Source organism: Catenuloplanes japonicus (assembly GCF_000717135.1).
Lineage (GTDB): Bacteria > Actinomycetota > Actinomycetes > Mycobacteriales > Micromonosporaceae > Catenuloplanes > Catenuloplanes japonicus.
In genome coordinates this window covers 111,658-137,097 of record NZ_JNXY01000002.1, presented here as the reverse complement: position 1 = coordinate 137,097, position 25,440 = coordinate 111,658, and the positions used below count along the sequence as shown (strand labels likewise).

Genomic DNA, 25,440 nt, shown 5'->3' with positions numbered 1-25,440 from the left:
TAAGGGCGATGCTAGTCGGGTACATCAATGGTGTGATACGTCATCCTGGCGACAGTAATTCGGGGTAGCCGTTTGATTACCGAGCGGCTACGGTAAATGCGTTGCGGCCACAAGCCGTGTCACTGCCGCGCGCAGTCCTCACCCCGTCGGCGTCGATCGCCGTCGGATTTATCGTGCCCAGACTCAGCGGGGGAGAACAATGCGCACCGACGCCGTCACGGACATTTTCACGCTCGGCCCGACCGGCACCAACTGTGAGCGGGCGGCCGAGGAGTGGTTCCGCCGCTCCGGTGTCTCCACCGGCACGGTGCACCTGCACGCCACGCTCGAGGACGCGCTCGAGGCGATGCCGATGGACGGGCACGCCGCGCTGCTCGGCTGCGTGGTCTATCCGGACCTGCACAACCTCGTCTTCGAGAACCTGCACCGCATCACGCTGGCCGACCAGTTCCTGATGCCGACGTTCAACATGGTGCTGGCCTCGCGCGACGGCAGCAGGCCCGGCACGGTCGCCACCCACCCGGCGCCGCAGAGCCTGGTCCCGTCCGGCATGACGAAGAAGCTGACCACCAGCAACTCGCAGGCGGCCCGCGAGTGCGCGGCCGGTCTTACGGACGGGTGCATCAGCACGCTGCCCGCGGTCAAGGCGCACGGCCTCACGCTGGTCGAGGACTTCGGGCCGGTGCAGATGGGCTTCACCCTCCACGTCCCGGTGCGTGCCGCCGTGGCGACGGCGGCCTGATGCCGTCGATCACCGACCGGGACGGCTGGATCTGGCAGGACGGCGCGCTGTTGCCGTGGCGCGACGCGACGCTGCACGTGCTCAGCCACGGCCTGCACTACGCGAGCGCGGTCTTCGAGGGCGCGCGTGCGTACGACGGCCGGGTCTTCGCGCTGACCGCGCACCACGAGCGGCTGCACGCCTCGGCCGCGCACCTGGGCTTCACGCTGCCGTTCGACGTCGCCACGCTGGACGCGGCCGCGCAGGAGGTGCTGGTCGCGAACGGGATCACCGACGGGTACGTACGGCCGATCGCCTGGTGTGACAGCGACAGCCTGTCCATCACCGGCGGCGGGCGCGTGCACGTGGCGATCGCGGCCTGGACGTGGCCGAGCGTGTTCGCGGACGGCGCCCGGGAGGCCGGCATCACGCTCGGCACCAGCCGGTGGCGGCGCCCGATGCCCGGCACCGCGCCGTGGCGGGCGAAGGCGTCCGGCGTCTACGAGATCGGCACGCTGGCCCGCCGGGAGGCGGAGACGGCCGGCTTCGACGACGCGCTGCTGCTCAGCCACGCCGGCGACCTGGGCGAGGCCACCGGCGCCAACCTGTTCCTGGTCATCGACGGCGCGCTGCACACGCCGGTCTGCGACGGGTTCCTGGCCGGCATCACGCGGCAGACCGTCCTCGGGCTCGCGGCCGGGCTGGGCCTCCCGGTGCACGAGCGGCGGATCCCGCCGGCCGAGCTGGGGCGCGCCGACGAGGTGTTCCTGACCGGTACGGCGTACGAGGTGCAGCCGGTCCGCCGCGTCGACGACCGCGAGTTCACGCCGGGGCCGGTCACCCGCGCGCTGATGTCCGCCTACGACCGACTGGTCCGAGAAACCGCTCCTGGGGAAGAGGAAACCGTGGAACACGCCGTCCGACTGCTCGACGACCGGGTCATTCCGCTGGTCGACCGGTTCCGCGCGCACCAGGCCCGCAACGGCTCCGTCCCGGAGCCGGGCCCGGAGCACCGCGCCGCGGCCGAGGAGATCGCCCGCGTCGGCGGCGAGGTGCTGGACGAGCTGGGCCTGCACGGTCAGGCTCACGCGCTGCGGGCGGACATCGCCGGATGGATCGAGGCCGGCCTGGACACGAAGCCGGAGTTCGACCGCACCCGGGACGCGATCGTCCCGCCGGAGGACGGCGGGCTGCTGGTCTTCATCGGCCCGGTCCTGATGACGAACAGCCAGCCGCCGGTCTGGCACGGGTTCGAGGCGTTCGCGGTCCGCCGGCAGGAGCCGCGGCACCTGGCCGCGATGTCCGAGGCCTACCCGCACCCGAAGAACGTGTGCCAGTCCACTGTCCTGCTCACCGGCAGCGGCGGCGCGTCCACCGGGAACTGCCTGGTGTTCTTCCCGGAGAACATCCCGGCCCGGCAGAAGCCGGACCGGCAGCTGTTCGCGGTGTTCTTCTTCAACAAGTTCCGGCGCATCCACGAGACGTTCGCGATCCCGGCCGCCCGCGCCGCGCTCGCGCCCGACTCGATGATCACCTCGTCCGAGGGCCTGTCCCCGGCGGACTGCTACGAGGCGCGCGCGGTCTGGGGCTACCTGCACGACTACTTCCACCATCAGGGGCCGCGGCCGTTCGACGAGCACATCGCGGTCAAGCTGAACTGGTTCGTCGGCCTGCTGGAGGAGATCAAGGTCGACTGCCAGACCATCCTCGCCTGTGTGGACGCGAAGCTGCCGCTCGCGGACGAGCAGGTCGCGATGGTGCTGCTGGAGCGCATCTTCCGCTACCCGCTGGACGAGCGGCCGGAGAAGGTGTTCGACTCCGGCACCGGCGTGCTGCTCTACAGCCGGCTGCGCGAGCAGGGCGTGATCACCCGCACCGGTGACGGACGGCTGCGCATGTCGTTGTCCGAGGTGTACCCGGCGCTGCGCGAGCTGGTCGAGGAGATCCTGGTCATCGAGCGCACCATTGTGGACGATGACGCGTATCGTGCCGAGGCCAAGGCGTTCGTGCGTCGTTACCTTCCGGAGGGTGCGGAGGGCGACAAGTACGCGTTCACCGAGGACCAGGAGATCCTGCGCGCGTACCGTCCCGACGTGCCCGCGCTGACGTTTGGAGTGGCCGAACTGTGACGACCCGACCGGCCGTGGCGGCCCCCGCCACGGCCGCCTCACCGGTCCGGGTGACCGTGCTGACCGTGATCATGGTCGGCCTGCTCACCGCGGGCTGGTTCCTCTCCGGCCTGCTGGTGCGCGAGGTGCCGCCGCTGACCGTCGCCGCGGTCCGCACCGCCGCCACGTTCGCCGCGCTCACGCTGATCGTGCTGGCCCGCCCGGTCACCCGCGCCGCGGCCGGGATTGCCACCGGGCGGGTGCGGGCCGTCGTGCTGCTGGCCGTGTTCGGCTTCCTGCTCTACTACGCCGGCACCATGCTCGGCATCGCCCGGATCGGCGCGGCCGCGACCGGCATGGTGGTCGGGTTGCTGCCGTGCGTCACGTTCCTGGTCGGCCTGGCCGCGTTCGGCGAGCGGCTGCGTGCGGCGAAACTGGCCGGCGTGGTGCTCGCGGTCGGGGCCGCGCTGGCGTACGGGCTGCGGCACGGCACGCCGCCCGGTCTGACCTACACGGGCGAGGGCACGGTCATCACCGGCGTCGCGCTCGCGCTCTGCGGCACGATCGCGTACGCGGTCTACGGCTACTCCTACCGCGTCTGGATGGGCGACCTGCCCGCGATCGCGTCGCTGCCCGCGATCACCGGCGTCGCCACCGTGCTGCTGCTGGTCCTGGCCGCACTGGTCCCCGGCGGGCTGCGGCTGCCGCTCGACCAGTTGCCCGCGCTGCTGCTGCTCGGCGTGGTGTTCACCGCGCCGGTCTTCTTCGTCTCGCACGAGCTGGTGCTGCTGCGCGGGCCGTTGTTCACCAACTCGGTGGCGGTCTGCGTGCCGTTCCTGATCCGGGGCGCGGAGTGGGCGCTGGGCTCGGCGCCGTTCTTCGGGCTGGGCGAGCTGGCCCTGTTCGCGCTGGCCGCCACCGGCGTCCTGATCACCGTCCGCACGACGTCTCCGCCGTCTCGGTCGTCCCCGTCGTCTCCGTCGTCTCGGTCGAAGGAAGCTCAGTGACCCGTCCACTCCTCGCGCTCCTGCACCACCGTGTCGGCCTCCCCTGGATCTTCGAGGCCGCGGAACGCGAGGGCGTCGATCTGCTCTTCATCCCGCGTCCCGGCGACACCACCGCCCCGCCCGCCACGGAGGTGCTGATCGGGGACGCGCTCACCGACCCGGACACGCTGCTGGCCGCGCTCGCGGACCGGCGCCCGGACGGCATCCTGACCATGTACGACCCGGCCGTCCCGTTCGCCGCCCGCGCCGCCGCCGCGCTGGGCCTGCCCGGCGTGTCCGAGGACGCCGCCCGCCGGGCCGTCGACAAGCGCGCGCTGCGTGAGAGCCTGGCCGCGGCGGGGGCGAACACACCCGGATATGCGACCGTGCTGCCCGGTGGCGCGACCGATCGGGCCGCGCGGCTGCGCTTTCCGGTCGTGGTCAAGCCCGCGGCCGGGTTCTCCAGCCTGGGCGTGGTCCGCGTCGATCACCCGGACGAACTGCCCGCCGCGTTGCGCCAGGTCGAGGCGGTCGCGGCACAGCAGCTGCCGGCCTCGGCGGCGGCGCGCGGGACCGTGGTCGAGGAGTTCGTCGCGGGCGCGGAGTACGCGGTCGAGAGTTTTGTGCACGCGGGGCGTACCCACGTGCTTTCTGTGGGTTTCAAAGGTGAGCCCAAGGGGCCGTACTTCGAGGAGGGCGTCTACCGCGCCCCGGCCGTGCTGCGCGACGACGTGCTTGCGGCGATCGTCGCGGAGGCCGCGCTGGCTAACGCGGCGCTCGGCATCTCGACGGGCCCGGTCCACACGGAGCTGCGGCTGCGCGACGGTGAGACGCCGTTCGTGTTCGACGTGGGCGCGCGCATCGGCGGCTCCGGCGTCTCCCACTTCATCGTCGCCGAGTCCGCCGGCATCGACCTGGCCGCCGAGTCCATCCGCGCCGCCATCGGCCGTCCGCCGATCTCTCTACCGCCGCTGCCGGCACACATCGGCACGCCGTCCGCGACCGCCGGCGAGCCTCCGATGATCGCGCACGCGGGCAACTACATCGTCCAGACCGGCGGCACCGGACGGATCGCCTCCATCGACGGCCTCGCCGAAGCCGCCACCCACCCCGCCGTCCGCCACGTCGCCCAGTTCCTGTTCCCCGGCGACGAGGTCCGCGCCTACCCCGAGTTCTCCGGCTACCCCGCCTTCATCCTGTCCGTCCACCCCACCGCGGCCGCCCTCGAAGCCTTCCACCAGCACCTCGACGACTCCATTACCGTCCGCTACGCCCGCTGACCCCGCACCCTCACCACCCGAAGATCAAGATCAGAGGAAAGGGCAAAGATCAAAAACTGATTTTCCCACTTCGCGGTGGTTGCGGTCCGCATGCTCCCGCGGGCACCGGTCCCGCACTGGGCGGGTTCACACCAAAACCTGTCCGCGCCCACCTCCGCCGCGCCGGGCAACCGCCTCCGCCTCGCCGCGCGAACACCCCCGCCACGCCGCCCGACCGCCCGCACCTCGCCGCGCGACCACCCCGCCACGCCGCGCGACCACCCCGCCACGCCGCCCGTACCTCGCCGCGCGACCACCTCCACCTCGCCGCGCGAACACCCCCGCCACGCCGCCCGACCGCCCGTACCTCGCCGCGCGACTACCACCGCCTCGCCGCGCGACTACCTCCACCCCGCCGCGCGAACACCCCCGCCACACCGGACGACTGCCCCACCACCCCGCGCGACTACCTCCGCCACGCCGGACGCTGGTGCGCCCGAAATATCGATATATAGCTGGCATCCGACGGAGGGCAATGATCGTTGTTGCGCTCGCTGTCCTTTCCGGGGGCTGAGACGACAGTGAGCGCAACAACGATCATTTCGGGACGCGGCCGGCAGGCGACGCGCGTCGATCATCGCGCGCACGGCGGGAATCGCGTGCTTGTAGGCCAGGCCGCGCGAACCGGCTCCGAGAGCAGCGGCAAGCGGAGCGTCAGCGAAGTCTTGGTGCGAAGCGAGGTTGGCCCGCGGGAGCATGCGGGCCGCACCACGCCGGAAGCGGGAAAATGATCTGGATCTGGATCTTCGCTGAGCGGCGGCAGGTCACCCACGCGAGAACCTCAGGACCAGGGTCCTGGTATCGCTCCGGGAAACTCAGGATCAGCCCGGAGTGAGGATGCCCTGGATGCCGACGACGATCGCGATGATGCCGAAGATGGCGAGGATGAGGCCGAGGCCGGCGGACGCGTCGGGGTGGGCGAGCGAGCGTCGGCCGGTCAGCCGGTCCCAGAGCAGCAGGACGCCGACGCAGATGCCGATGATCTCGAAGTGGAAGACCTGGGGGCCGGAGAAGAGGTGGACGATCAGGTAGAAACCGCCGGTGACCAGCGCGACGACGCCGACGATCCAGCCGAACGCGCCGAGCCGGCCGGCGAAGCGGGAGAGGTCGTCACCGACGCGCGGGAGGCGGCGGAGCAGGGCTATGGCGAGCAGGAATCCGCCGAGGATGTTGGCGAAGTCGAGCAGCAGGGACATCAGGATCATGAGGGTGCCGTCCTCCGCACGGCCGACGACGCGGGTCGATTTGCGTCGATCGAGAGCCTAGCGGGGGTACGGCCGGTTCGCACTGGGAGCGGTTCCAGTGCAGGTCAGCCGCGTGAGGCGAGCCGGCCGAGCATGCCGCCGGCGAAGAGCAGCGCGGGACAGATCCAGACGGCGACCGGCAGCGAGGTCATCAGGTTGACGAATCCGCCGGTCCACGACGAGATCGTGTTGACGATCAGGGCAGGATCCATGGGTACCTCCAGACAGGGGGCGTGGCCCGCACCGATCGGCACCCCCGCTGCTCACCTGATGGGAACCTCGATGTTGTGGCGCTCTGACAGGATGCCCACATGATCGATAGGGCTGGCCTGCACGAGTGGCGGGTGATCGGCGCGGCGCGCCCGGCACTGCCGCTGTTGCTGACCGCGGGCCGGCTGGCCACGCCGCTGCGGAAGGTGCCGCGGCTCGGCTGGGTGGTCGCCGATCCGGTCACCGCGCGCACGATCCTGAACGATCCGGCACACTTCAACCTGCTCGGCGAGGGCGGCGTCGGCCACATGTGGGCGCAGCTGCTCGGCGACTGGGTGAACGACGTGTTCGACGGTCCGGGGCATCACAGCCTGCGGAAACAGACGCGCGACCTGTTCACGGAGGAGAGCGCGAAGCGCCTGGCGGACCGCGTGCTCGGGCCTCGGCTGGCCGAGGCCGGCGCGGACCTCGCGGCGGGCCGGACCGTCGACGTGGCGGACCTGGCGCGCGTGCTGGTCGGCCGGATCGTCGCGGACCTGCTTCATCTGCACACGGCCGGGACGGATCAGTCGTACCGGGAGATCTTCGCGACCGGCGAGCAGCTGGCCACGCTGGCCCTGCATGCGTCGACCAGCACACACCTGGCGCCGTCGACGATCACGCGCGGCCGGGAGATCGTCGCCCGCCTCACCGCGAACGTGCCGGAGGCGTTCCGCACCGCGCCGCCGACCACGGTGCTCGGCCGGTGCCGTGAGCTGGGCGTGGAGCAGCAGCACGCGCAGGGGCTGTCGACGCTGCTGATGGTGGCCGGCACCGAGACCGCCGCGAGCGCGATGGCGCGCATCGTGGCGCTGTTGCACGACACCGGTGCACAACACGACGTGCTGAAGGATCAAGAGCTGATCCCCGACGCGGTACGGGAGGGGCTGCGCGTGACCACGCCCGCGGCCGCGATCGGGCGCTCGGTGACGGCGGACGTGACGATCGCCGGCCGGACGCTGCGCGCCGGGGAGCGGGTGCTGATCCTGACGCACGCGGCCAACAACCGGGTGGGCGGCTTCTCGCTCGACCGCGGTTACCTGCCGGAACAACGGCAACTCTGGTTCGGCGCGGGACGGCACCTGTGCCTGGGCGCGCCGCTGGCCCGCGCGGAGATCGGCGGTCTACTGCGGATGGTGGCCGGGTCCGGGCGGTCGTGGACGATCCGGGGCCGGCGGTACCGGCGGCGGGTGCTGATCCCCTCCTACGAGTCGCTGCCGGTGACCCTGGCGCCCGCAGGCCCGTGAGCAGGGGCAACGACGATCAACGTGAGCTTGACGACGGTGAGGGTGCCAGCGGCCCCACTGTTTGCGAGGATCATGCAATGTCGTCGACCGCACACACTCCGTCGCCTTCGGACACCATTCCGGAAATGTCGGAAATTCCGGTAGTGCCGAGAAAGTCGGCTACCTGGCGGAGTCGGTGGGTCCGGCTCGCCGCGGTCGCGGCCTCGGTGCTACTCCTGGCGGCCATCGGGCTGCGTGGCAAACTGCCGGACCCGCGCGCGTTCACGGACGCGCTCGGCGGCGCGCACTGGGGCTGGATCCTGGGCGCGGTCGTGCTCCAGATCGTGTCGCTGGCGTGCTTCGCGTTCCAGGAGCGGCACCTGATGACCGCGATGGGCGCGTCGATCCGCAAACGCCGCCTCTTCGCGATCATCCTGGCCCGCAACGCCATCTCGATCTCCGTGCCGGCCGGCCCCGCCGTCTCCACCGGTTACGCGATCCGCGAGTACAACAGGGCCGGCGTCCCCAGCGAGATCGGCACGGTCTGCGCGATCGTCTCCGGTCTCGCCTCCATCGGCGGCCTCACGCTGCTCTACACCGGCGGCGCCGCCGCGCTGCTCACGCACAACTCCGCGACCACGCTCAACTGGCGCCCGCTCGCGGTCGTCGCCGGCCTGGTCGCGATCGTCGCCACGCTGGTCGCGCTCGGCCGCCGCCGCCCGTCCCGCGACCTGCTCGACCGTGTCCCGCCGTCCGGCCGCGTCCCCCGCTACGTCCACGGCCTGCTGCTCACCGCGCGCGCCGCCTGGCACGCCGGCGCCGGCCTGCGCATCCGCGACTGGGCCGCCGTGGTCGGCTACTCCGCCGTCAACCGCCTCACCGACCTGCTCTGCCTGATCGCCTGCACGCGCGCGCTCGGCCTGCAGATCAGCCTGATCACGCTCGCCACCATCTACCTGGGCGTCCAGATCGTCCGGCAGGTCCCGCTCACCCCCGGTGGCATCGGCGTCATCGAGACCGCGCTGGTCGCGGGCCTGACCACCGCCGGCGCCACCGCCATCACCGCCACCGCCGCCGTCCTCATCTACCGCGTCATCTCCTGCTGGCTCCTCATCCCCGCCGGCGGCATAGCAGCCCTGATGATCCGCCGCCGCTAGCACCGCACCCCGGCCACGGCCGAACCGCCGCATCATTTCGTCGCTTACCGAGCTTCGGCGTTGAGGTCCGGTGCTGAAACGCTTCCCCGGACTGCTGGCGATGCTGCGCGAGCGGAAGACCGAGCGGGAAACCGAACGCGAGCCCGCCCGCGGGCCGGAGAGCGCCGGCGCGCCGTGAAACGGCGCGGGCGGGTTTTCCGGTGACCAGCCACGGATCCGCCGGCCCGCGGGAGCACGCGGAGGGTGACCACGGCGTGAGCGGGAATATCCGGCTTTGAGAAAACGGGCCGCCGGGGAACGAATCCCCCGGCGGCCCGCGTGATCACTTCTGCTTCGGTGAGGTAACCGTGAGCACCGTGAACGGGGCGATCAGGTTCCACTCGGTGAGGACCTGGATCTTCACGCCGAGTCCGGCGACCTGGACCGAGCTCAACGGGTTCGCCGTCGACCAGTAACGGTTCGGGTCGGAGTCGTCGAACGTGGTCACGGCCGGGCGCGCGGGCACGACGAGCGGTGTGCCGTTGCGGTGGAACGTGACCTGGTCGGTGCGCTGCACGCCGAACGTGGCGTCGAACGGCTGGCGGCGGTTGCCCAGCCGCACGCCGTCCGGGAACACGATCGGGGCCGGCCGCGCGTCGACCGGGAGGACCCATCCGCCACCGGGGTGGTTGATGGTGTCGTTGTCCTGGAACGCGTCGTTCACGTACCAGACCAGCAGGCCGTCCTGGTACGGGAACTTCTCCACACGCAGCGGCTGCGTGCTGTTCCAGCCGAAGTTGTACGGCCCGGTCTTGAGACCCTTGTCGTAGCCGGAGTACGTGCGCCACTCCGCGATGTAGTACCGCGGCGCGATCCGCGTCTCCGTGCCGGTGAAGCGCGCGAAACCACCGCGCGCGGTCCAGGCGGAGGTGGCGGACTCGACGTCGTCGGTCCAGGCGGCGGTGCCGTTGACCAGCAGCGACAGGTCGTCCAGGAAGACGCCGGCGAAGTGCACGCCGCCGTCGGTCTGGTAGCGGTAGCGGAACTGCACGGTCTTCCCGACATACGTGCTCAGGTCGTAGGTCAGGTCGACCCACTCCCCCTCGGTGGAGCCGGTGACCGGCGTCCCGAGCCTCGTCCAGCGACTGCCACCGTCCGTGGAGACCTCCGCGTACAGGTAGTCGTAGCCGGTCTCGATCTCGTACTGCGCCTTGGCCGTCAGCGACGCGCTGGTCGCGGACGTGAGATCGAGCGTGCGGGTGAGCATGGTGTTGAGGTCGTTGGCCGAGCCGCTCCACCACTCGTACTGCCCGGAGTGCGGGGTGTTGTACTCGGTGACGACGGTCTGGTCGGGCAACGGGACCACGACGGCCTGCGGGAGCAGACCCTTCGCGTCCGAGGCCTGACCGAGCACGACCGTCTTCTTCTGGCCCGGTTTCACCGTGGTGTAGTCGAGCCAGCCGAGGAACAGCTTCTCCCACGCGCCCATGAAGCCGGGCGTGGAGCCGATGTTGGTCGGGTCGTGGGACAGCCACGATCCGCCGGACATCAGCGACCAGAAGGCGGTGCCGTTGTCGCCGCCCTGCGTGTCGTAGAGGTCGGGCAGACCGAGGTCGTGCCCGTACTCGTGGGCGAAGACGCCGAGGCCGCCGTTCTCCGGCTCCGTGGTGTAGTCGCCGATCCAGAAGCCGCTGTCACCGATCGGGACGCCACCGAGCAGGTTCGTGCCCGGTCCGGACTGGCCGTAGTCGCCCTGGTAGGTGTAGCCACGGTGGGACCAGATCGCGTCGCCGCCCTGGTCGCCGCCGCCGGCCTCCTCGCCCTCACCGGCGTGGATGGCCTGGAAGTGGTCGATGTAACCGTCGGGCTCGTTGAAGTCGCCGTCACCGTCGAAGTCGTAACGGTCCCAGACGTCGTACTTCGCGAGACTCGCCTTGATCTGGGCCGGCGTCTGACCGGCCGCGACCTGCGCCTGATACCACGCGGTGGCGGAGTCCTTGACGAAGTCCTGGTAGCCCTCGCCGCCCTCCCAGGTGTTGCTGCCGTAGCGCGCCTCGTTGTACGGCACGCCCACCCAGTTGGACACCTCGCCGCCGACCGTGTACTTCCCGCCGGACTGCGCGGTGTAGAACGTGGTCATCGACTCCTTCTTCGTGCTGAAGAGGAGCTCCTGGTAATAGGTGCGGCTGAAGTCGGACACCCACAGCGTGCTGTTGTCGTCCGTCGGCTGACCGTCGAGCACCCGGTCAGGAGCGGCGATCTGGTTGTGCAGCGGGCCGGGTGTGCCGCCGGTCTGCGGCAGCGTCTGCGTGCCGAACTCGACCAGGAACGTGAGCACCGGGTCGGTCTTGGTCTTCTGCTTCACCTCGACCCAGCGGTTCCCGCCGAGCCGCACCACCTCGGAGCCGTTGCGCTGCTCCGCGCTGACCTCGCCGCTGAGCAGCTTGGTGAGCGCTTCCTCGCGCGCGGCCTGGTACGACTCGCCGAGCGGATGCTCCAGATTGTCCGCCTTGACCGGCTGCCTCGGCTCGCTGTCCGCGGCCGGGGGTGAGGCGGTGGCGCTGATGGCGGGAATTGTCAGGAACATCGTGACCGTCGCGGCCGCGGTAGCGCCCGCAAGAACGGTTCTGATCTGACCGTGCAAGAGGGGGACTCCTTCCCCATGTGACGAGACTGGGAGCACAATCTCGGCCGCACGTTACACCCGTGATTCAGACATGCAAAGGTCTCCATTCCCGATCGGTCACCGTGACCCGCGTCATTCCGGGCCCCACGGGACGATTCGCCCGGCGATACTTTCAGGCGTGACACGGGAACCGAGGCTGGAAATCGAGTACTGCACCCAGTGCCGGTGGCTGTTGCGCGCCGCGTGGACCGCGCAGGAGCTGCTCACCACGTTCCAGCTGCGGCTGGGCGAGGTCGCGCTGATCCCGGGCACGGGCGGCGTGTTCGACGTCCGGCTCAACGGCGAGACCATCTGGTCGCGCGCATCGCAGGGCCACCCGGAGCTGACCGAATTGAAGCAATTGGTGCGCGACCGGATTGCACCGGACATGAGCCTCGGGCACTCGGACAAGCGCTGACTCAGAGCCTTTCCCGTACCCTCTCGACCAGCTTTTTCGCCCTTTCCAGATCGTGCACGGCCGCGCGTGCCTCGTCGAGGAACCCCGGCGGCGCCACCGGCAGCGAGGCAGCGGACTCCACCATGCCCTTCTCGTTGATCAGCCATCGGCCGGCGCGCCCGTGCATGGCCTGGCACAGGACGCCGACCAGCCGGAACAGGCAGCCGGCCCGGTAGACCGGATCCTCCACCTTCCCCGCGAGCGTGATCATGAAGTCGGCCTCCCAGAGGCCGGCGACCAGCGCGTCCCCCAGCGCGGGCGGATAGCTTCTCGTGAAGCCGGTGGTGTCGCCGCTCAGCGGGCGGCAGAGCGCGGCCTCGCCCGCATAGGTGTGCGAGTAGAACCCCAGCGGATGCCCCGGCTGGAACCCGATCTCGAACCGGCCGTCCTCGCAGTCGCGCCGGATCCGCTCCACGCGGGCGAGATCGCGGTAGATCCAGTCGACCCGCGCCCCGCCCACGGTCAGCCAGCCACCACCGTCCACCCAGGGCCCCCAGCCGCCGCGCGCGGTGACGTCGGTCGGGTGCCCGGTCACCTCCGCCGCGAGCCGCCGCAGATGATCGACGTCGAGGTCATCCCGGTAGTACAGCCCCAGATCCCAGTCCGAGTCGGGCCGATGCGTCCCCCGCGCCCGGCTCCCGCCCAGCACCACCGCCTCCACGCCACCGACGGCCGCCAGCCGCCCCGCGATCTCCCCCAGCCACTCCTCATCCACCCCCAGATCCCACCACGGGGGTACGACATCCGCGCCGAATTTCCCGGCCACTCGCGCGGCAGGTCACCGGACACGGGGGCCGCCGCGGGCGAGCCAGCCGGATTACGATCGGTGTGGTCATCGGCACTCTATGCGCCGGGGGTACAGCATGGCGGAGGGCAGCGACCGGGGGAATCGCGACACGACCGGAGCCCTGCCCGACGGGCGGGAGATCATCACCGGAGACATGTTCGGCGGCCGTTTCGCGCGCCTGCGCGACGTGTGGCTCGACCCGGGCCCGGTCTTCGACGAGGTCGAGGTCGGCCGGTTCGCCGGTCGCGAGTGGCTGCTCCGCCGCATCGACCGATTCATCGACCGCCACGACCGCGGGTATGTCGTCGTCCAAGGGCCCGCCGGCATCGGCAAGACCATGCTCGCCGCGCACCTGGCCGAGACCCGCGGGTGGCCCTGCCATTTCACGCGCCGGGCGAAGGGCCGCATAGCCCAGACCGCGCTGCGCAACCTGGCCGCTCAGCTCATCGCCGGCTACCGCCTGTCCGACCGGTTCGCGCCCGGTGGTGTCCTGCCGGAAGCAGCGGGCGAGCCGGGATGGTTCGAGCAGGTGGTACGCGCCGCGGCCTCGATCGCGCACGATCATGGCCATAAGCTCGTGATCCTGGTCGACGGCCTCGACGAAGCCGAGACGTTCGACGGCGACCTACCGCTCGGCCTGCCCGTCAGGCCGCCCCGCGGGGCGATCTTCGTGGTCACCTGCCGCAGTGGAAGCCCGCTGCTGGGCCTGCGTCTTCCCTGGGAACGCACCACCATCAACCTGACCGACCCGAAGAACCTCGCGGACATGCGCCTCTTCCTGGATGAGACGGTCGAGACCGACCCCCTGATCCGGGACGCGCTCGGGAATGCGGACGGTGACGCCTTCGTCTCGGGGCTCATGGATCGGTGTGGTGGCGTCTGGGTCCTGCTGCGCTACATCCTGGACGAGGTACGACTCGGGCTACGCGATCCCGGAGCGCTTGACCGGATCCCCACCGATCTCGCGTCGTACTACCAAAAGGCGCTCGGTCCGCGGCCGGCCGCCCCCGATGACAGTGCCCGGCTCCGGCTTCTCGCCACCCTCGCGGCCGCAACCGAGCCACTGCCGCTCCGTGTGCTCGGTGCCATGGCGGACATCGACTCGCTGTCGGTGGTGGAGCGCCTGTGCGGAGAGGTGCTGCGCCCCTTCCTGACCGCGACCGCCGGTGCCGACGGCCTGAGCCGATACGGCATCTACCACGTCAGCCTTCGCGAGTTTCTCCACGGCGGCGCGGGAAGGGACAACTGGCAGGCGGAAATGCTGGCATCCCGGTGCCAGGCCGCTCATGGGCGGATCGTGGAGCTGTATCTGTCCGCGTTCGGCGGCCTTGCGGCAGGGTTGCCGGTGCTGGCCGGCGATCCGGCGGCGGGCGGCATGCACGACGGATACCCGCTGCGGAATCTCGCCCATCACCTCGAACGGCAGAAACGGTTCGCCGACCTGCACACGCTGCTGGTCGCGGAGTCCGGTTCGGTCAACGTCTGGTGGGCGGCGCACGACCGTGCCGGGACCATCTCGGACTACCTTTCCGACCTCGCACGAGCCGCGCGGGCCGCGGTGCGGCAGACCGACACGGCGCTCGCCGCGGGACAGACCACCACCGGCCTGGGCAGGGAACTCCGGTACGCCGTCATGGCGGGCGCGGTACGGTCGCTCGCCAACAGCATCCCGGCCGAACTGGTGGAAGCGCTGGTCCGGCACGGCATGTGGAGCGCACGGCGAGCCGTTGCCCACAGCCGGAACCTGCTGCACGACATCGACCGGGTCGACATCCTGACGCGCGTTGCGGCCCTCACCTCCGAGGACGAACGCGCGGAGGTGCTACGCGAGGCGCTCGGCCTCGGCCGCCGCACCCACGATCCGGGACATCCTCCGACCGGCTTCTCACCGTCGCCCGCGCGATCGAGGCCGGAGATCACCGTGTCAGGGCGCTTGCGGCGGTCAGTGACGTCCTATCCGAAGCCGAGCGACCGGCGGTGATCGCCGAGGCACTCCGTGCGGCGCATTCCGTCGAGGATCCGGCCTGCCGTGCATCTGCGCTGACCACGGTCGCAACACACTCCGCTCCGGCCGACCAGGGCTGGCTGGCAGACGAGGTGATCGCCTCGGCACGGACGTGCACGGACCCGCTGGACCGGCTCTGGGCCTTGGCCGGCATCTGCATCGTCGCGTCACAGGAGCGGCGGACCGCAGTGGCCGCGGAGATTTTCGCGCTGCTCCCGACGTTGCCCGACGGTGAGAAGCGCTCCGGGGCGGAGGCGCTGGGGTGCGCCTCCATCGGAGCGGACTCCAGCGACCTGCTCAAGACCGCCAGGCGCATCCAGCACGAGCCGGCGCGGGCGGCCTTCCTCGAGACCGTCATCCCACAGCTGGCGGCGCCGCAGAGGGCAGCTGCCCTCACGCTGGTGGCGGGGCTCATGGATGCCGAGTTGCGAGAGTCGCCTCTGCTGGCGCTCGTCGAGGTGGGACCGCCGGATCTGCTGCCCCGCGTCCTGGACGAGGTGGCCCGGTTACCTGCCGACGTGCTCCGCGCGCGGGTGCTCGGTCAGATCGCGGATCGGTTGCCGCCCGAGCTTGTCAGCCGGGCGCTGGCGGCGGCCCAGTCGATAACTGACGAGTGCGGCCGGGCGCATCTGCTCGGCGCCGCCGCCGCGCTGGACGGTGCTGAGAACCCCGGCGCGCTGCTGTCCGACGCTCTGGAGAACGCCTGGCGGATCGCGGTGCCGACAGACCGGGTCGATGCGCTACTGTGCATCGCGCGCGCCCTGGACCCGGACAGCCGTGACCGTCTGCACCGGGATGTCTTCGCGCTGGCGCTCAATACGCCGATCGATGCCGGCCGACCGTACGCCTTGCGGGTCCTCTCCCAGGAAGTTCAACCGCCGGTGCTGCACAGGGTCGTGGCGGCGGCCGTGGAGACCGCCCGATCGCCGGAAGCGCCCGGAGTCCTCTACTGGTCGCTGATCCAGGCCGCGGCATTCGCGTCTCCGCTGCAGCGTGTCGCGTTGCTGGAGGAGGCGCTCCGGCACGCACGATCCGTTCGCAAGCCGTACGAACGAGCGTTTGCGCTGGCAAGCGTAGCCACCGCCGTGCCGGCAGCGGATCGGTCCGCCGTTCTGCGCGAGGCTGTCACGGTCGAGAGCACGCTCGCGGAGGTCGAGGCAACGAATGCAGAACGCCTCGCCCTGCGTGTCGCCAAGCTTATTCCGCCTCCGGCGCTCGCCAGGACCGCCACGATCGTGGCGGAGGTCCGCCGGGAGAACGGCAGGCCCTACGGTCTGGAGGAGATCATTCGGTTGGTGCCCCGGCAGACGGTCATGGACGGACTCACCGCGCTCGGTGCCGAACTGGCGCCGTACCCACGGCAACAGGTTCTCGGCAGCATTGCGCTCTACCTGACGGGCGAGGCCCGGGATCACGCCATGTCCATGGTGCTCGCCGACCCGACGCACTGCTACGGCCGCCGCGCGCTGGTCCGCCAGGCCCTGCACCTCTGGCCCGGCACGCCCGGCCCTGCCGAGATGGACATCCTGCGCCGTTGCTGGGACGGAACCGACCTGGACACGTGTCTCTATACAGCCGCCGCCGCACTGACGATTCTGCATCGCGCCGGCGGCGATGCGGCCGTCGATGAATGTCTTCGCGCCGCCGACGACGTGCGCCGATGGTGGCCACGCCTGGCAGCGGAGGACATCTACTTGCCACCGTCCCTGAGCACGTAGAGGCCCCGGCCGGCCTTGCGGGCCGTCGCCAGCCAGTCCGGAAAGCGGTCCTCCAGCAGCCACGCGACCTCTTCTGCGTCGTCGTCGCCGCTGGGCAGGAGGTCGTACTCCTCGTGGACGCGATCGACGTCGAAGGCGGCCAGCTCGGCGGAGATGCGCTCGACCTGGTCCGGATCGGCGTACATCGGGAAGGGCCAGGGGTCGTCGTCGCCATCGAACGGCCAGGGACGGGACCACAGGTCGGCGAGCGCGGTCAACCGCCACGCCCGGAACGCGGGTGTCAGCTCGTCCCAGTGCCGGCCGGGCAGCGTCGCCTTGCCCACCGGCGATGCTCCGGCCACCGCCGAGGGCTCCACCGCGTACGCCGTCAGATACTGCTCAGCCACGTCTACCATTCTGGTCGAGCAGGTCCGGGACCGGGCGCCGGGGTGTCCCCTCCGGGGCCGCGGTCGGGTAGCCGATGCGCAGCACGGCCTGCGTGAACCGGCCGCCGAACCGTGCGTTCACCCGCGCCCTCAGCTCGGTCACCTCCAGCGCCTGGTTGAGGAACTGGGCCGACAGCCCGTACACGGACGCGGTCAGCAGCACCCGCTGCAGCGCCTGGCCCGCGTCCACCCACGCGCGCGGGCTGTCGACCGCGGTGGTCAGCACCGCGATCGTCGGCGCGGATTCGAACATTACCGGCCTGCCGTGGCCGGTCCAGCGCCCGGCGATGCGCTGCCGCGCGTCCCGGGGGCCGAGCGCGGAGTCCGGTACCCCGTCGAAGCGGCCGCCGCCGGTCCAGGCGGCCATCTCGTCGCGGTAGGCGCTGGACATCAGCAGTCGCTCCGAGGCGACCCGGGTCAGTGTGAGCAGCGAGTCGCGGGTGAGCGGCGGGCAGACGGACAGCTCCGCGCCCTCGATGCTTGCGGCCGCGAACATCTCCCGGAGCGCGCCGCGTGACGGTGCGATGTCCGTGAACGGGGCACGGCTGGTGTGCCGGGCGCTGACGGCGCCGCGCAGCCGGAGCACGCTCGCGCGCGGGCGGCTGTTGGCCGCGGGCGAGACCGCGAGCACCACGCCGGGGGACGGCATCGCGCGATGCGACGGCACCCGCCCGTGTGCCCGGATCGCGAGCCGCAGGTTGAACGCGGCCGCGGCGACGCTCATCAGCAGCTGGCGGCCGTCCGGGTCGATGACCTCGAGGCGGCGGCTGTGGTCGGCGAGCACGCGGATCTCCGTGCCGTCGACCTCGAACCGCCAGGGCTGCGTGTTGTGCACGGACGGCGCCGCGATCGCGGCGGTCAGCCATCCGGGCGCGGCCGCCGGCATGTCCAGCGTGGACGCCCGTTCCGCCGTCACCGTCATGGTCTGCCTCCCTCGTCCCCCGCATCACACCCGCCCGCGAACGAACCCATCTCCGCCACGCCCGCCCGCGAACGAACCCGTCCCCGCCACCCTCGCCCTCGGAAGGACGCCGCCCCAGGGGCGAAGGACCCGTGACCCCGATCTCACCGGCCCTCCCCGGACACACAAAAGTGGCAGGCTCTGCCTCATGGCAGAATGTGCCACGAAGGAGACAACGCATGACTAACGCCGTCGCCGCACCCCCTGAACAGCAGAAACACCGCTGGACCGGGCGTCAGCTCACGGTACTGCTGGTGATCGGCCTCGGCGCGCTGCTGGTGTCGCTGACCCAGTCGCTGCTCGTACCCGTGATGTCCGATCTTGCGGTGGAACTGCACGCCGGCAGCGACGGCATCGCCTGGGTGCTCACCTCGACGCTGCTGGTCGGCGCCGTCGCGGTCCCGGCGTTCGGCCGGCTCGGTGACCTCTACGGCTCGCGGCTGATGGTGCTGATCGCGCTGTCCGCGCTGGTCGCCGGCTCGCTGGTCTGCGCGCTGTCGGACAGCCTGGCCGCGATGATCGTGGGCCGGTCGATCGTCGGCCTGTCCGTGGCCACGGTGCCGCTGAGCATCAGCCTGGTCGGCGTGATCCTGCCGAAGGAGCACGCGGGGGCCGGGATCGCGCTGATCAGCGCCATGCTCGGCGTCGGTGGCGCGCTCGGCCTGCCGACCGCGGGCCTGATCGCGGAGTACGCGGACTACCACCTGCTCTTCTGGGTCTGCGTGGCCGGCGGCGTGCTGGTCATCCCCGCGATCCTCGCCATGGTCCCGGAGCCGGAGCGGACCGCGCACGGCACCATGGACCTCCCCGGCACGGTGCTGCTCGGCGCCGCCATGCTCGCGCTGCTGCTGCCGCTGGCCCAGGGCGCACGCTGGGGCTGGACCGACCCGCTCACGATCGGCCTGCTCGTCGCGGCCGTCGTGCTGATCGCCGTCTTCGTCGCGGTCGAGCTGAGGACCACGTCCCCGCTGGTGGACGTGCGGACCACCGCGCGCCCGTCGCTGCTGCTGACGAACCTGGCCAGCCTGTTCGTGGGCTTCGCGCTGTTCGCCACGCTGATCGGCACCGCGTCCTACGTGCAGGCGCCGGTCGCAACCGGATACGGCTTCGGTGCGTCCGTGCTGGTCGGTGGCCTGTGCATGCTCCCGGGCGGCCTGATCATGCTGGTGCTGTCGCCGTTCTCCGCGCGCATCCCGGCCCGTACCGCGCTGATCGTCGGCTCTTCGATCATTGCTGGTGGCTTTCTGTCCCGGATCTGGCTCACCGGCAGCCTCTGGGAGGTGGTGCTGGGCGCCACGATCGCGGGTGCGGGCACCGGCATCGCCTACGCGGCCATGCCCGGACTGATCATCCACGCCGCGCCGCGGTCGGAGCTGGCCGCCGCGAACGGGCTCAACGCGCTGTTCCGCAGCGTCGGCAGCTCGCTGGCCAGCGCGATCGGCGGCGCGCTGCTGGCCGCGATGACCATGGATCTGGGCGGGCACGCGCTGCCGTCGCTCGGCGCGTACCGGCTGCTGTTCGCGATCTGCGCCGGCTCCGCGATCACGGCGGCGCTGCTGGCGCTGCTCATCCCGAAGCACGCCCACCTCGCGGACGCGGCGATCCCGGAATGAAGGCCGACCGGAAGATCCTCGAAGCGCTGAGCGGACTGCTGCTCGCGCTGTTCGTCGGCACGCTGGCCAGCACCGTCGTCTCCACCGCGCTGCCGCAGATGATCGGCGCGCTCGGCGGCACCCAGACGCAGTACACCTGGGTGGTCACCGCCACGCTGCTCACCGCGACCGCGTCCACCCCGATCTGGGGCAAGCTCGCGGACCTGTTCAGCAAGAAGGCCATGGTCCAGGCCGCGATCGTGGTGTTCGCGCTCGGCTCGATCGCGGCCGGATTCAGCCAGGACGCGGGCCAGCTGATCGCCGCGCGGGCGCTGCAGGGTGTCGGCGTGGGCGGGCTGCAGGCGCTGGTCCAGATCGCGATCGGCGCGATGATCAGCCCGCGGGAGCGCGGGAAGTACGCCGCCTACATCTCCGGCGTGACCGCGATCTCCACGGTCGGCGGCCCGCTGCTCGGCGGCGTCATCGTGGACACGTCCTGGCTCGGCTGGCGGTGGTGCCACTTCATCGGCGTACCCTTCGCCGTCATCGCCTTCGTCCTTCTGCAGGCCACGCTGAAGCTGCCGGTCGTGAAGCGGGACTCCGTGAGGATCGACTACCTGGGCGCGACGCTGGTCACCGCGGCGGTGAGCGTGCTGCTCATCTGGATCTCGTTCGTCGGCGACGCGTTCGACTGGGCGTCCTGGCAGACCGCGGCCATGGTCGGCGGCGGCGTCGTGCTGATCGGCCTGTTCATCCTGGTCGAGTCGCGCGCCGCCGAACCGGTCGTCCCGCTCGGCATCGTCCGGCAGCGCACCACCGCGCTCGCCATCCTCGGCAGCCTGGCCGCCGGCACCGCCATGTTCGGCGCCGCGGTCTTCCTCAGCCAGTACTTCCAGACCGCCCGCGGCAACACCCCGACCGTCTCCGGCCTGCTCACCATCCCGATGATGCTCGGCATCCTGCTCTCGTCGATCATCGCCGGCCGCCTGATCAGCCGCATCGGCACCATCAAGCCGTTCATCCTGACCGGCGCGATCTCCCTGACGCTCGGCTTCGTCGGCCTCGGCCTGCTCACCGACCCGGACCTGCCGGTCTGGCTGCTGGCCGCCCCCATGCTGCTGGTCGGCGCCGGCGTCGGCATGACCATGCAGAACCTGGTCCTCGTCGTCCAGAACGCGGTCCCGCTCAAGGACATCGGCGCGGCCAGCTCCACGGTCGCGTTCTTCCGCTCCCTCGGCGGCACCATCGGCGTCACGGTCCTCGGCGCCGTCCTGGCCCGCCAGGTCACCACCTCGCCGGCCGCCGGCACCGCCCCCGCCACGGCCTACGGCGACGCGATCGGCCTCATCTTCCTGATCTCCGCCGGCGTAGCGCTCCTCGGCGTCCTCGCCGCCCTCCTCCTGAAGCCCGTCACGCTCCGCACCAGCATCGACCTCCCCGAACCCCAAAAGATCACAATCAGCTGACGAGGGTACGGCCGCGTGGCCGGACGCCCGCTGCCGTGCCCATCGGGGCCCGGCAGCGGGCGTGCGCCGTTCCCGCCGCTCCACAACCACCCAGCGCGCTCTCGCTCCCGACGCCGTACCGTCACACAATGCGCGAAGTGGATCCCGAAGTCCTGGCCCGCTGGAGGCTGACGGCCGGACCGGCGCTGGGCCACCGGGAGAGCGGCACCTGGGCGGCCACCCGGGACGGCACCTCGATGGTGGTCAAGTACCTCGACGATGCCACCTTTCCCGACTGGCCCTACACGCTGCGGGTCGCGGACGCGCTCCGCGCGCAGGGCTGGCCGACGCCGGAGCCGGTCGAGGAGCCCATCGTCGTACCCCATGGGGCCTGGGCCTTGTTTCATCGGTTGCCCGGACGGTCCGTGCGGCAGGGCGGCGCGGACCCGCCCGCCGACCAGCGCGCCCGCGGCCGCCTCCTCGCCGAGCTGCACGCCTCCGCCACCGCCACCGGCATCACCGCTCAGCGCCGCGGCTTCACCGGTCCGGCCGAGGTCGTCGCGGATCCGGCGCTGGACCACCGGCTCCGCGTCTACGAACGCACCCACCCGGCCGAGGGCGCCGCGCTGCGGAAATGCCGGGAGTCGACCGCTGCCTGGTTCGCCGATCACCCCGTCGACACGCTTCCGCACAGCGTCATCCACGGCGACTTCGCACCGTGGAACCTCCTCTTCGACGCCACCGACGGCCGCCTGACCGGCCTCGTCGACTTCGAGGGCACCCACTTCACGCTCCAGGTCGCCGATTTCGCGCTGTCCTGGCGCGGCTACCAGGACGAGGTGCTGCGCGGTTACGACGAGGTCCGCCCGCTGTCGGATCTCGAATGGCACGCGATCCGGCCGGCCTTCCACGCCTGGCTCTTCATCGGCGTCGCACAGACGCCGGCCGTCCCGGGCCCGCCGCCGGACCTGGCCTGGCAGGTGGCCCACCTCAGCAAGCACTCCGCCCTCCTGGACCGGAAGACCGGCCTCGGCCGCTGAGGCACCTCAAGATCGGCCCTGTCGTGCCGGTGTGACAGCTCCGGAGGCGTGTGCCGCGCGATGGGCCGCCGTCGCTGGTCGCGACCGTGGCCGCCGTCGCCGGAGTGATCTACCTCGACCGACGCACGCGCGCGACGGTGCCGGTGGCCGCGCCGCCGGTATACGACACCGGATAGCCGGGCCGGCGGTGGAGCCGCTCCCGTCGCGGATGGCGGTGGCCATGGGTAGCAGTGCTGCTGGTCGCCGCGCCCTCAGGCCCACGATCCCCGCGAAGCTGACATCGCCGGGGTGAGCCGCGCTCGGGCACTGTGCCGCGCAGGCCGGGATCGCGGCTGCGGTGCCGCTCCTGGACGGTCCCGAGGGCGCGACGGTCACTGTGGACGGTGGGCTCACGGCCTGAGTGCGGCCTGCGCCGCGACCGCGTCGGCCAGTGGTGTCCACAGGTGCTGCTGGATGAGGTGGCCCATGCGGGGCAGGATGACCGCTCGCGCGCCGGGAACCCGGCGGGCCAGGGCGGCGCCGGCCGATGGGCGGATGAGCGGGTCGTCGGCGCCGTTCAGGAGCAGCGTCGGCGCGGTGATCTCGCCGAGGCGGGCACTGAGCGGGCCCGGACTGAGGCCCGCCGCGGCCTGCCGCTGCGTGCTGCCGGGGTCGTGTGGCGCCCGAGCGTGACTGATCGCGGCGGTGGCCCGCGCCCACTCCTCGTCGAACGGCGCGTGTGGCGTGGCCAGCATGCGGGTCAGGTCGACCATGGTGCGGACCGCGCCCTCGCCGGTCGCGGGATGCCGGATCCGGGCCGCGCGCGCGAAGAAGCCGAACCGCACGAAGCGCAGCGCGTCACGGCGGCGCATCGGGCCGCCCATCGTGGCCGTGACCGTGCGGACGCGGCCCGGGTGCAGGATGGCGGTGGCGAGCGCGATGCCGCTGCCCATCGAGGTGCTGCACAGGTGCGCGGAGTCCCAGCCGAGCGCGGACATCACGGCCGGCCCGTCGCCGGCCATGTCGTGGATGGTGCAGGGCGGCCGGGTCCCGCGCCCGCGCAGCAGCACCGTGAACGGGCTGCCGGTGCTGATCGGGGCGCTGTCCCACGACGCCGCGATGGCCGTGGTGGAGGCCCACCTGATGGAGACGGGCCGCCGTCCCGGCGGCCCGTCTCACTGATGCAGGACTCAGCCGACCTTCAGGACCTCGTAGTAGAACCGCGTCTGCGGGTACGAGGTCGGGTCCAGCGGCGGGAAGTTCGCGATCAGCGGCGAGTTGCCGTTGTCCGCGGCCTGCCACAGGTTGCCGGTGACGACGGTCTGGAACGCGAGCGACCCGTCACCGAGGTGGTAGTAGTAGAACGTCTGCGGATCGCCGGCCGTCGTGCTGTTCGCGATGAGCGGCTGGACGCCGTTCGACGGGGACGTCACGTACTGCCGGTTGGCCTGCGAGCGGAACGCGACCCTGTCCGCGCCGAGGTCCAGCATGTCGAACTTCTCGGGGTTCGCCGGCGCGGTCGTGGTGCTGCTGGCGATGAGCGCGGTCGCGGCGTTGTTCGGCGCGGTCACGATCTTGTCGTTGACGGCCGCGCGGAGCACGACGACCGCGGACGGTGAGGCCCAGATGAACTTCTCCGCGCCGCCGATCGTGGTCGCGCTGGCGATCAGCGGGCTGTTGCCGCTGTTCGGCACCGTCACGTACTTGCCGTTCAGCTTGGAGATCAGGCTGACCGTGCCGTCGCTGTTCGTCACCGGCTGGAACCGCTCGGCGTCCGTGACCGTGGTCGCGTTCGCGATGAGCGGGCCGTTGCCGGCGTTCGTGGCGCTGACGTACCTGCCGTTGACCCACGAACCGAACGTGATGTAGCCGGTCCCGGCCGCGGCGGTGGTGAACTTCTCCAGGTCGCCCATGGTGGCCGGCGCGGAGAGCGGCTGCAGCGGGCTGTTGCCGTTGGCGCCGACCGACACGTTCTTGCCGTTGGTCAGCGACCGCAGGCCGGTCACCTGCGGCACCACGTTCGTACCGATGCGCAGGATCACGTCCGCGGTGCCGGCGTAGGCGGCCACGTTGCGTACGACCCGGCGGGTGCCGCCGAAGACGAGCGCGTTGCGGACCTGCACCGGTGTCAGGGCCGGGTTGGCCGAGAGCGCCAGGGCTGCCGCGCCCGCGACGTGCGGGCTCGCCATCGACGTGCCGCTGAGCTTCCCGATCGCGGTGTCGCTGGTGGCCACGGACGACGGGATGTGGTTACCCGGCGCGAAGATGTCCACGCAGCTGCCGAAGTTCGAGTCGGACGTGCGGTAGTCGACCTCGTCGGTGGCGCCCACGGTGATCGCGTCCGGGACCCGCGACGGCGAGTAGTCGCAGGCGTTGTCCCAGTTGTTGCCGGCCGCGACCGAGTAGGACAGGCCGGAGGCGATGGAGGCGTTCACGGCCGCGTCGAGCGCGTCGCTGGCCTCCACGCCGAGGCTCATGTTCACCACGGCGGGCTTCACCGCGTTCGCGGTGACCCATTCGACGCCGGCGATGGCGTTCGCGACCGTGCCGAGGCCCTGGCAGTCGAGGACGCGCACACCGACCAGGCCGACCTCCTTGGCGACGCCGTACGTGGTGCCGCCGATCGTGCCGGCCACGTGCGTGCCGTGCCCGTCACAGTCGTTCGCCACCGCGTCGTTGTCGACGAAGTCGTAGCCGTTGCTCGCCCGGCCGCCGAACTCGGTGTGCGAGACGCGGATGCCGGAGTCGATCACGTACGCGCGGACGTTGCTCGCCGTGTTCGGGTACGTGTACCGCTTGTTGAGCGGCGCGAAGATCTGGTCCAGACGGTCCAGACCCCAGGACGGTACGTTGAGCTGGGTGGTGTCCGCGCTCTTAGAGATCGTCCGGTTCTGCTCGACGTACGCCACCTCGGGCGCGGCCGCCAGCTTCCCGGCCTGCTCCGCGCTCGCCGTGACGGAGAAACCCTTGAGCGCCCTGGTGAACGTGCGCTCGACGGTGCCGCCGTACTTCTTGGCCAGGGCACCGACGGTGCCGTCGGCCGCGGTGCTCTTCAGCACCACGATATAGCTGTCCTTGATAACGCTGCTGTCGTTGCTGGTCCGGACACCGCCCGGAATCGTCCGGTTGTCCGGACGTGCTGCGGAGGCGGATCCCGGTGCGGAGACGACCGTGACCGCCGCCAGGGTGGCGACGGCGATTCCGGTCAGCACCGAGCGACCAGCCCGGTGAATCTCGAACAATCTGACTCCCCGTTGTCTCGGACGTCCGCCGCGATGCGCGGACGGACGCTGCCGCCTGTCGGCAAGGACGCGTGTCATCCTCGCCTAGTCGTCATGATCGATGGTTCCCCCGTTCGGCTCATATGGACAGTGGGC

At 71.2% G+C, this 25,440-nt stretch carries 21 protein-coding genes; 13 read left to right on the top strand and 8 right to left on the bottom strand.

What is annotated here, in order from left to right; translation table 11 throughout:
* Positions 1–199: 199 nt before the first annotated feature.
* From OP04_RS04610 to OP04_RS04590, 4 genes are read left to right on the top strand one after another with little or no spacing between them, the layout of a single operon-like run.
* Positions 200–742, top strand: a complete 543-nt coding sequence (locus OP04_RS04610) for a type 2 periplasmic-binding domain-containing protein (protein ID WP_033338226.1) — start codon at positions 200–202, stop codon at positions 740–742.
* Positions 742–2,850 carry a branched-chain amino acid transaminase gene (locus OP04_RS54505; protein ID WP_198153718.1) on the top strand — a complete coding sequence of 703 codons (2,109 nt, stop codon included), beginning with the start codon at positions 742–744 and terminating at the stop codon, positions 2,848–2,850. The genes OP04_RS04610 and OP04_RS54505 overlap by 1 nt, the downstream gene beginning before the upstream one ends.
* Positions 2,847–3,836, top strand: coding sequence for a DMT family transporter (locus OP04_RS04595; RefSeq protein WP_033338225.1), 990 nt, complete (start codon positions 2,847–2,849; stop codon positions 3,834–3,836). The genes OP04_RS54505 and OP04_RS04595 overlap by 4 nt, the downstream gene beginning before the upstream one ends.
* On the top strand, positions 3,833–5,095 hold the full coding sequence (locus OP04_RS04590; RefSeq protein ID WP_033338224.1) for an ATP-grasp domain-containing protein: 1,263 nt from the start codon (positions 3,833–3,835) through the stop codon (positions 5,093–5,095). Before OP04_RS04595 ends, OP04_RS04590 begins: the two co-directional genes overlap by 4 nt.
* Positions 5,096–5,955: 860 nt before the next feature.
* Here OP04_RS04590 and OP04_RS04585 read toward each other — a convergent pair.
* Positions 5,956–6,339 carry a hypothetical protein gene (locus tag OP04_RS04585; RefSeq protein WP_232323475.1) on the bottom strand — a complete coding sequence of 128 codons (384 nt, stop codon included), beginning with the start codon at positions 6,337–6,339 and terminating at the stop codon, positions 5,956–5,958.
* A gap of 104 nt (positions 6,340–6,443) precedes the next feature.
* Entirely contained in the window at positions 6,444–6,590 is a 147-nt protein-coding gene (locus OP04_RS52960) for a hypothetical protein (protein ID WP_157239288.1), read from the bottom strand.
* Positions 6,591–6,689: 99 nt separating this feature from the next.
* Here OP04_RS52960 and OP04_RS04580 point away from each other — a divergent pair, with 99 nt between their 5' ends.
* Together OP04_RS04580 and OP04_RS04575 are read left to right on the top strand one after the other, a co-directional pair.
* Entirely contained in the window at positions 6,690–7,874 is a 1,185-nt protein-coding gene (locus OP04_RS04580) for a cytochrome P450 (RefSeq protein WP_033338223.1), read from the top strand.
* Between the two features lie 125 nt (positions 7,875–7,999).
* Complete coding sequence (locus OP04_RS04575) at positions 8,000–9,010, top strand: lysylphosphatidylglycerol synthase transmembrane domain-containing protein (protein ID WP_085066227.1); 1,011 nt, start codon at positions 8,000–8,002, stop codon at positions 9,008–9,010.
* A gap of 322 nt (positions 9,011–9,332) precedes the next feature.
* Here OP04_RS04575 and OP04_RS04570 read toward each other — a convergent pair whose 3' ends face one another.
* Positions 9,333–11,633, bottom strand: a complete 2,301-nt coding sequence (locus tag OP04_RS04570) for an immune inhibitor A domain-containing protein (protein ID WP_198153717.1) — start codon at positions 11,631–11,633, stop codon at positions 9,333–9,335.
* A 160-nt stretch (positions 11,634–11,793) separates the two neighbouring features.
* On the opposite strand from OP04_RS04570, the gene OP04_RS04565 reads away from it, so the two are divergent.
* The gene (locus OP04_RS04565; RefSeq protein ID WP_033338222.1) at positions 11,794–12,072 is read left to right on the top strand and encodes a SelT/SelW/SelH family protein; all 279 of its coding nucleotides are present in this window, start codon (positions 11,794–11,796) and stop codon (positions 12,070–12,072) included.
* A 1-nt stretch (position 12,073) separates the two neighbouring features.
* Here the strand turns inward: OP04_RS04565 and OP04_RS04560 are convergent, their stop codons facing one another.
* Positions 12,074–12,826: a nucleotidyltransferase domain-containing protein gene (locus OP04_RS04560; protein ID WP_063746539.1), complete on the bottom strand. Its 753-nt coding sequence runs from the start codon at positions 12,824–12,826 to the stop codon at positions 12,074–12,076.
* A gap of 148 nt (positions 12,827–12,974) precedes the next feature.
* Between OP04_RS04560 and OP04_RS04555 the strand changes: the two genes are divergently transcribed.
* Positions 12,975–14,879: an ATP-binding protein gene (locus OP04_RS04555; protein WP_198153716.1), complete on the top strand. Its 1,905-nt coding sequence runs from the start codon at positions 12,975–12,977 to the stop codon at positions 14,877–14,879.
* Entirely contained in the window at positions 14,876–16,621 is a 1,746-nt protein-coding gene (locus OP04_RS04550; protein WP_051797087.1) for a hypothetical protein, read from the top strand. The genes OP04_RS04555 and OP04_RS04550 overlap by 4 nt, the downstream gene beginning before the upstream one ends.
* On the opposite strand, the gene OP04_RS04545 is transcribed toward OP04_RS04550, so the two are convergent.
* Positions 16,594–17,007, bottom strand: coding sequence for a hypothetical protein (locus tag OP04_RS04545; RefSeq protein ID WP_033338219.1), 414 nt, complete (start codon positions 17,005–17,007; stop codon positions 16,594–16,596). The two genes, OP04_RS04550 and OP04_RS04545, sit on opposite strands and share 28 nt — an antisense overlap.
* Positions 17,000–17,968, bottom strand: a complete 969-nt coding sequence (locus OP04_RS04540; RefSeq protein ID WP_051797086.1) for an Acg family FMN-binding oxidoreductase — start codon at positions 17,966–17,968, stop codon at positions 17,000–17,002. Before OP04_RS04540 ends, OP04_RS04545 begins: the two co-directional genes overlap by 8 nt.
* 218 nt (positions 17,969–18,186) lie before the next feature.
* On the opposite strand from OP04_RS04540, the gene OP04_RS04535 reads away from it, so the two are divergent.
* The 3 genes from OP04_RS04535 (at position 18,187) to OP04_RS04525 (ending at position 22,084) form a co-directional block, all read left to right on the top strand.
* Positions 18,187–19,620: an MFS transporter gene (locus OP04_RS04535; protein WP_033338218.1), complete on the top strand. Its 1,434-nt coding sequence runs from the start codon at positions 18,187–18,189 to the stop codon at positions 19,618–19,620.
* Positions 19,617–21,065: an MDR family MFS transporter gene (locus OP04_RS04530; protein ID WP_033338217.1), complete on the top strand. Its 1,449-nt coding sequence runs from the start codon at positions 19,617–19,619 to the stop codon at positions 21,063–21,065. Before OP04_RS04535 ends, OP04_RS04530 begins: the two co-directional genes overlap by 4 nt.
* A gap of 137 nt (positions 21,066–21,202) precedes the next feature.
* Positions 21,203–22,084, top strand: coding sequence for a phosphotransferase enzyme family protein (locus OP04_RS04525; RefSeq protein WP_198153715.1), 882 nt, complete (start codon positions 21,203–21,205; stop codon positions 22,082–22,084).
* 389 nt (positions 22,085–22,473) lie between these two features.
* Here the strand turns inward: OP04_RS04525 and OP04_RS04520 are convergent, their stop codons facing one another.
* Complete coding sequence (locus OP04_RS04520; protein ID WP_051797085.1) at positions 22,474–23,133, bottom strand: alpha/beta fold hydrolase; 660 nt, start codon at positions 23,131–23,133, stop codon at positions 22,474–22,476.
* On the opposite strand from OP04_RS04520, the gene OP04_RS52955 reads away from it, so the two are divergent.
* Positions 23,084–23,245 carry a hypothetical protein gene (locus tag OP04_RS52955; protein WP_157239284.1) on the top strand — a complete coding sequence of 54 codons (162 nt, stop codon included), beginning with the start codon at positions 23,084–23,086 and terminating at the stop codon, positions 23,243–23,245. The genes OP04_RS04520 and OP04_RS52955 overlap by 50 nt on opposite strands.
* An 8-nt stretch (positions 23,246–23,253) precedes the next feature.
* Here OP04_RS52955 and OP04_RS04515 read toward each other — a convergent pair whose 3' ends face one another.
* Positions 23,254–25,275 carry a S8 family serine peptidase gene (locus tag OP04_RS04515; protein WP_051797084.1) on the bottom strand — a complete coding sequence of 674 codons (2,022 nt, stop codon included), beginning with the start codon at positions 25,273–25,275 and terminating at the stop codon, positions 23,254–23,256.
* Positions 25,276–25,440: the final 165 nt, after the last annotated feature.

What these genes read in the sequence shown, in the direction of transcription:
- OP04_RS04530 (WP_033338217.1), top strand. Translation starts at nt 19,617, where the DNA reads ATGAAGGCCGACCGGAAGATCCTCGAAGCGCTGAGCGGACTGCTGCTC.
- OP04_RS54505 (WP_198153718.1), top strand. Translation starts at nt 742, where the DNA reads ATGCCGTCGATCACCGACCGGGACGGCTGGATCTGGCAGGACGGCGCG.
- OP04_RS04535 (WP_033338218.1), top strand. Translation starts at nt 18,187, where the DNA reads ATGACTAACGCCGTCGCCGCACCCCCTGAACAGCAGAAACACCGCTGG.
- OP04_RS52955 (WP_157239284.1), top strand. Translation starts at nt 23,084, where the DNA reads ATGTCGTGGATGGTGCAGGGCGGCCGGGTCCCGCGCCCGCGCAGCAGC.
- OP04_RS04575 (WP_085066227.1), top strand. Translation starts at nt 8,000, where the DNA reads ATGTCGGAAATTCCGGTAGTGCCGAGAAAGTCGGCTACCTGGCGGAGT.
- OP04_RS52960 (WP_157239288.1), bottom strand. Translation starts at nt 6,590, where the DNA reads ATGGATCCTGCCCTGATCGTCAACACGATCTCGTCGTGGACCGGCGGA.
- OP04_RS04580 (WP_033338223.1), top strand. Translation starts at nt 6,690, where the DNA reads ATGATCGATAGGGCTGGCCTGCACGAGTGGCGGGTGATCGGCGCGGCG.
- OP04_RS04540 (WP_051797086.1), bottom strand. Translation starts at nt 17,968, where the DNA reads ATGACGGTGACGGCGGAACGGGCGTCCACGCTGGACATGCCGGCGGCC.
- OP04_RS04555 (WP_198153716.1), top strand. Translation starts at nt 12,975, where the DNA reads ATGGCGGAGGGCAGCGACCGGGGGAATCGCGACACGACCGGAGCCCTG.
- OP04_RS04585 (WP_232323475.1), bottom strand. Translation starts at nt 6,339, where the DNA reads ATGATCCTGATGTCCCTGCTGCTCGACTTCGCCAACATCCTCGGCGGA.
- OP04_RS04610 (WP_033338226.1), top strand. Translation starts at nt 200, where the DNA reads ATGCGCACCGACGCCGTCACGGACATTTTCACGCTCGGCCCGACCGGC.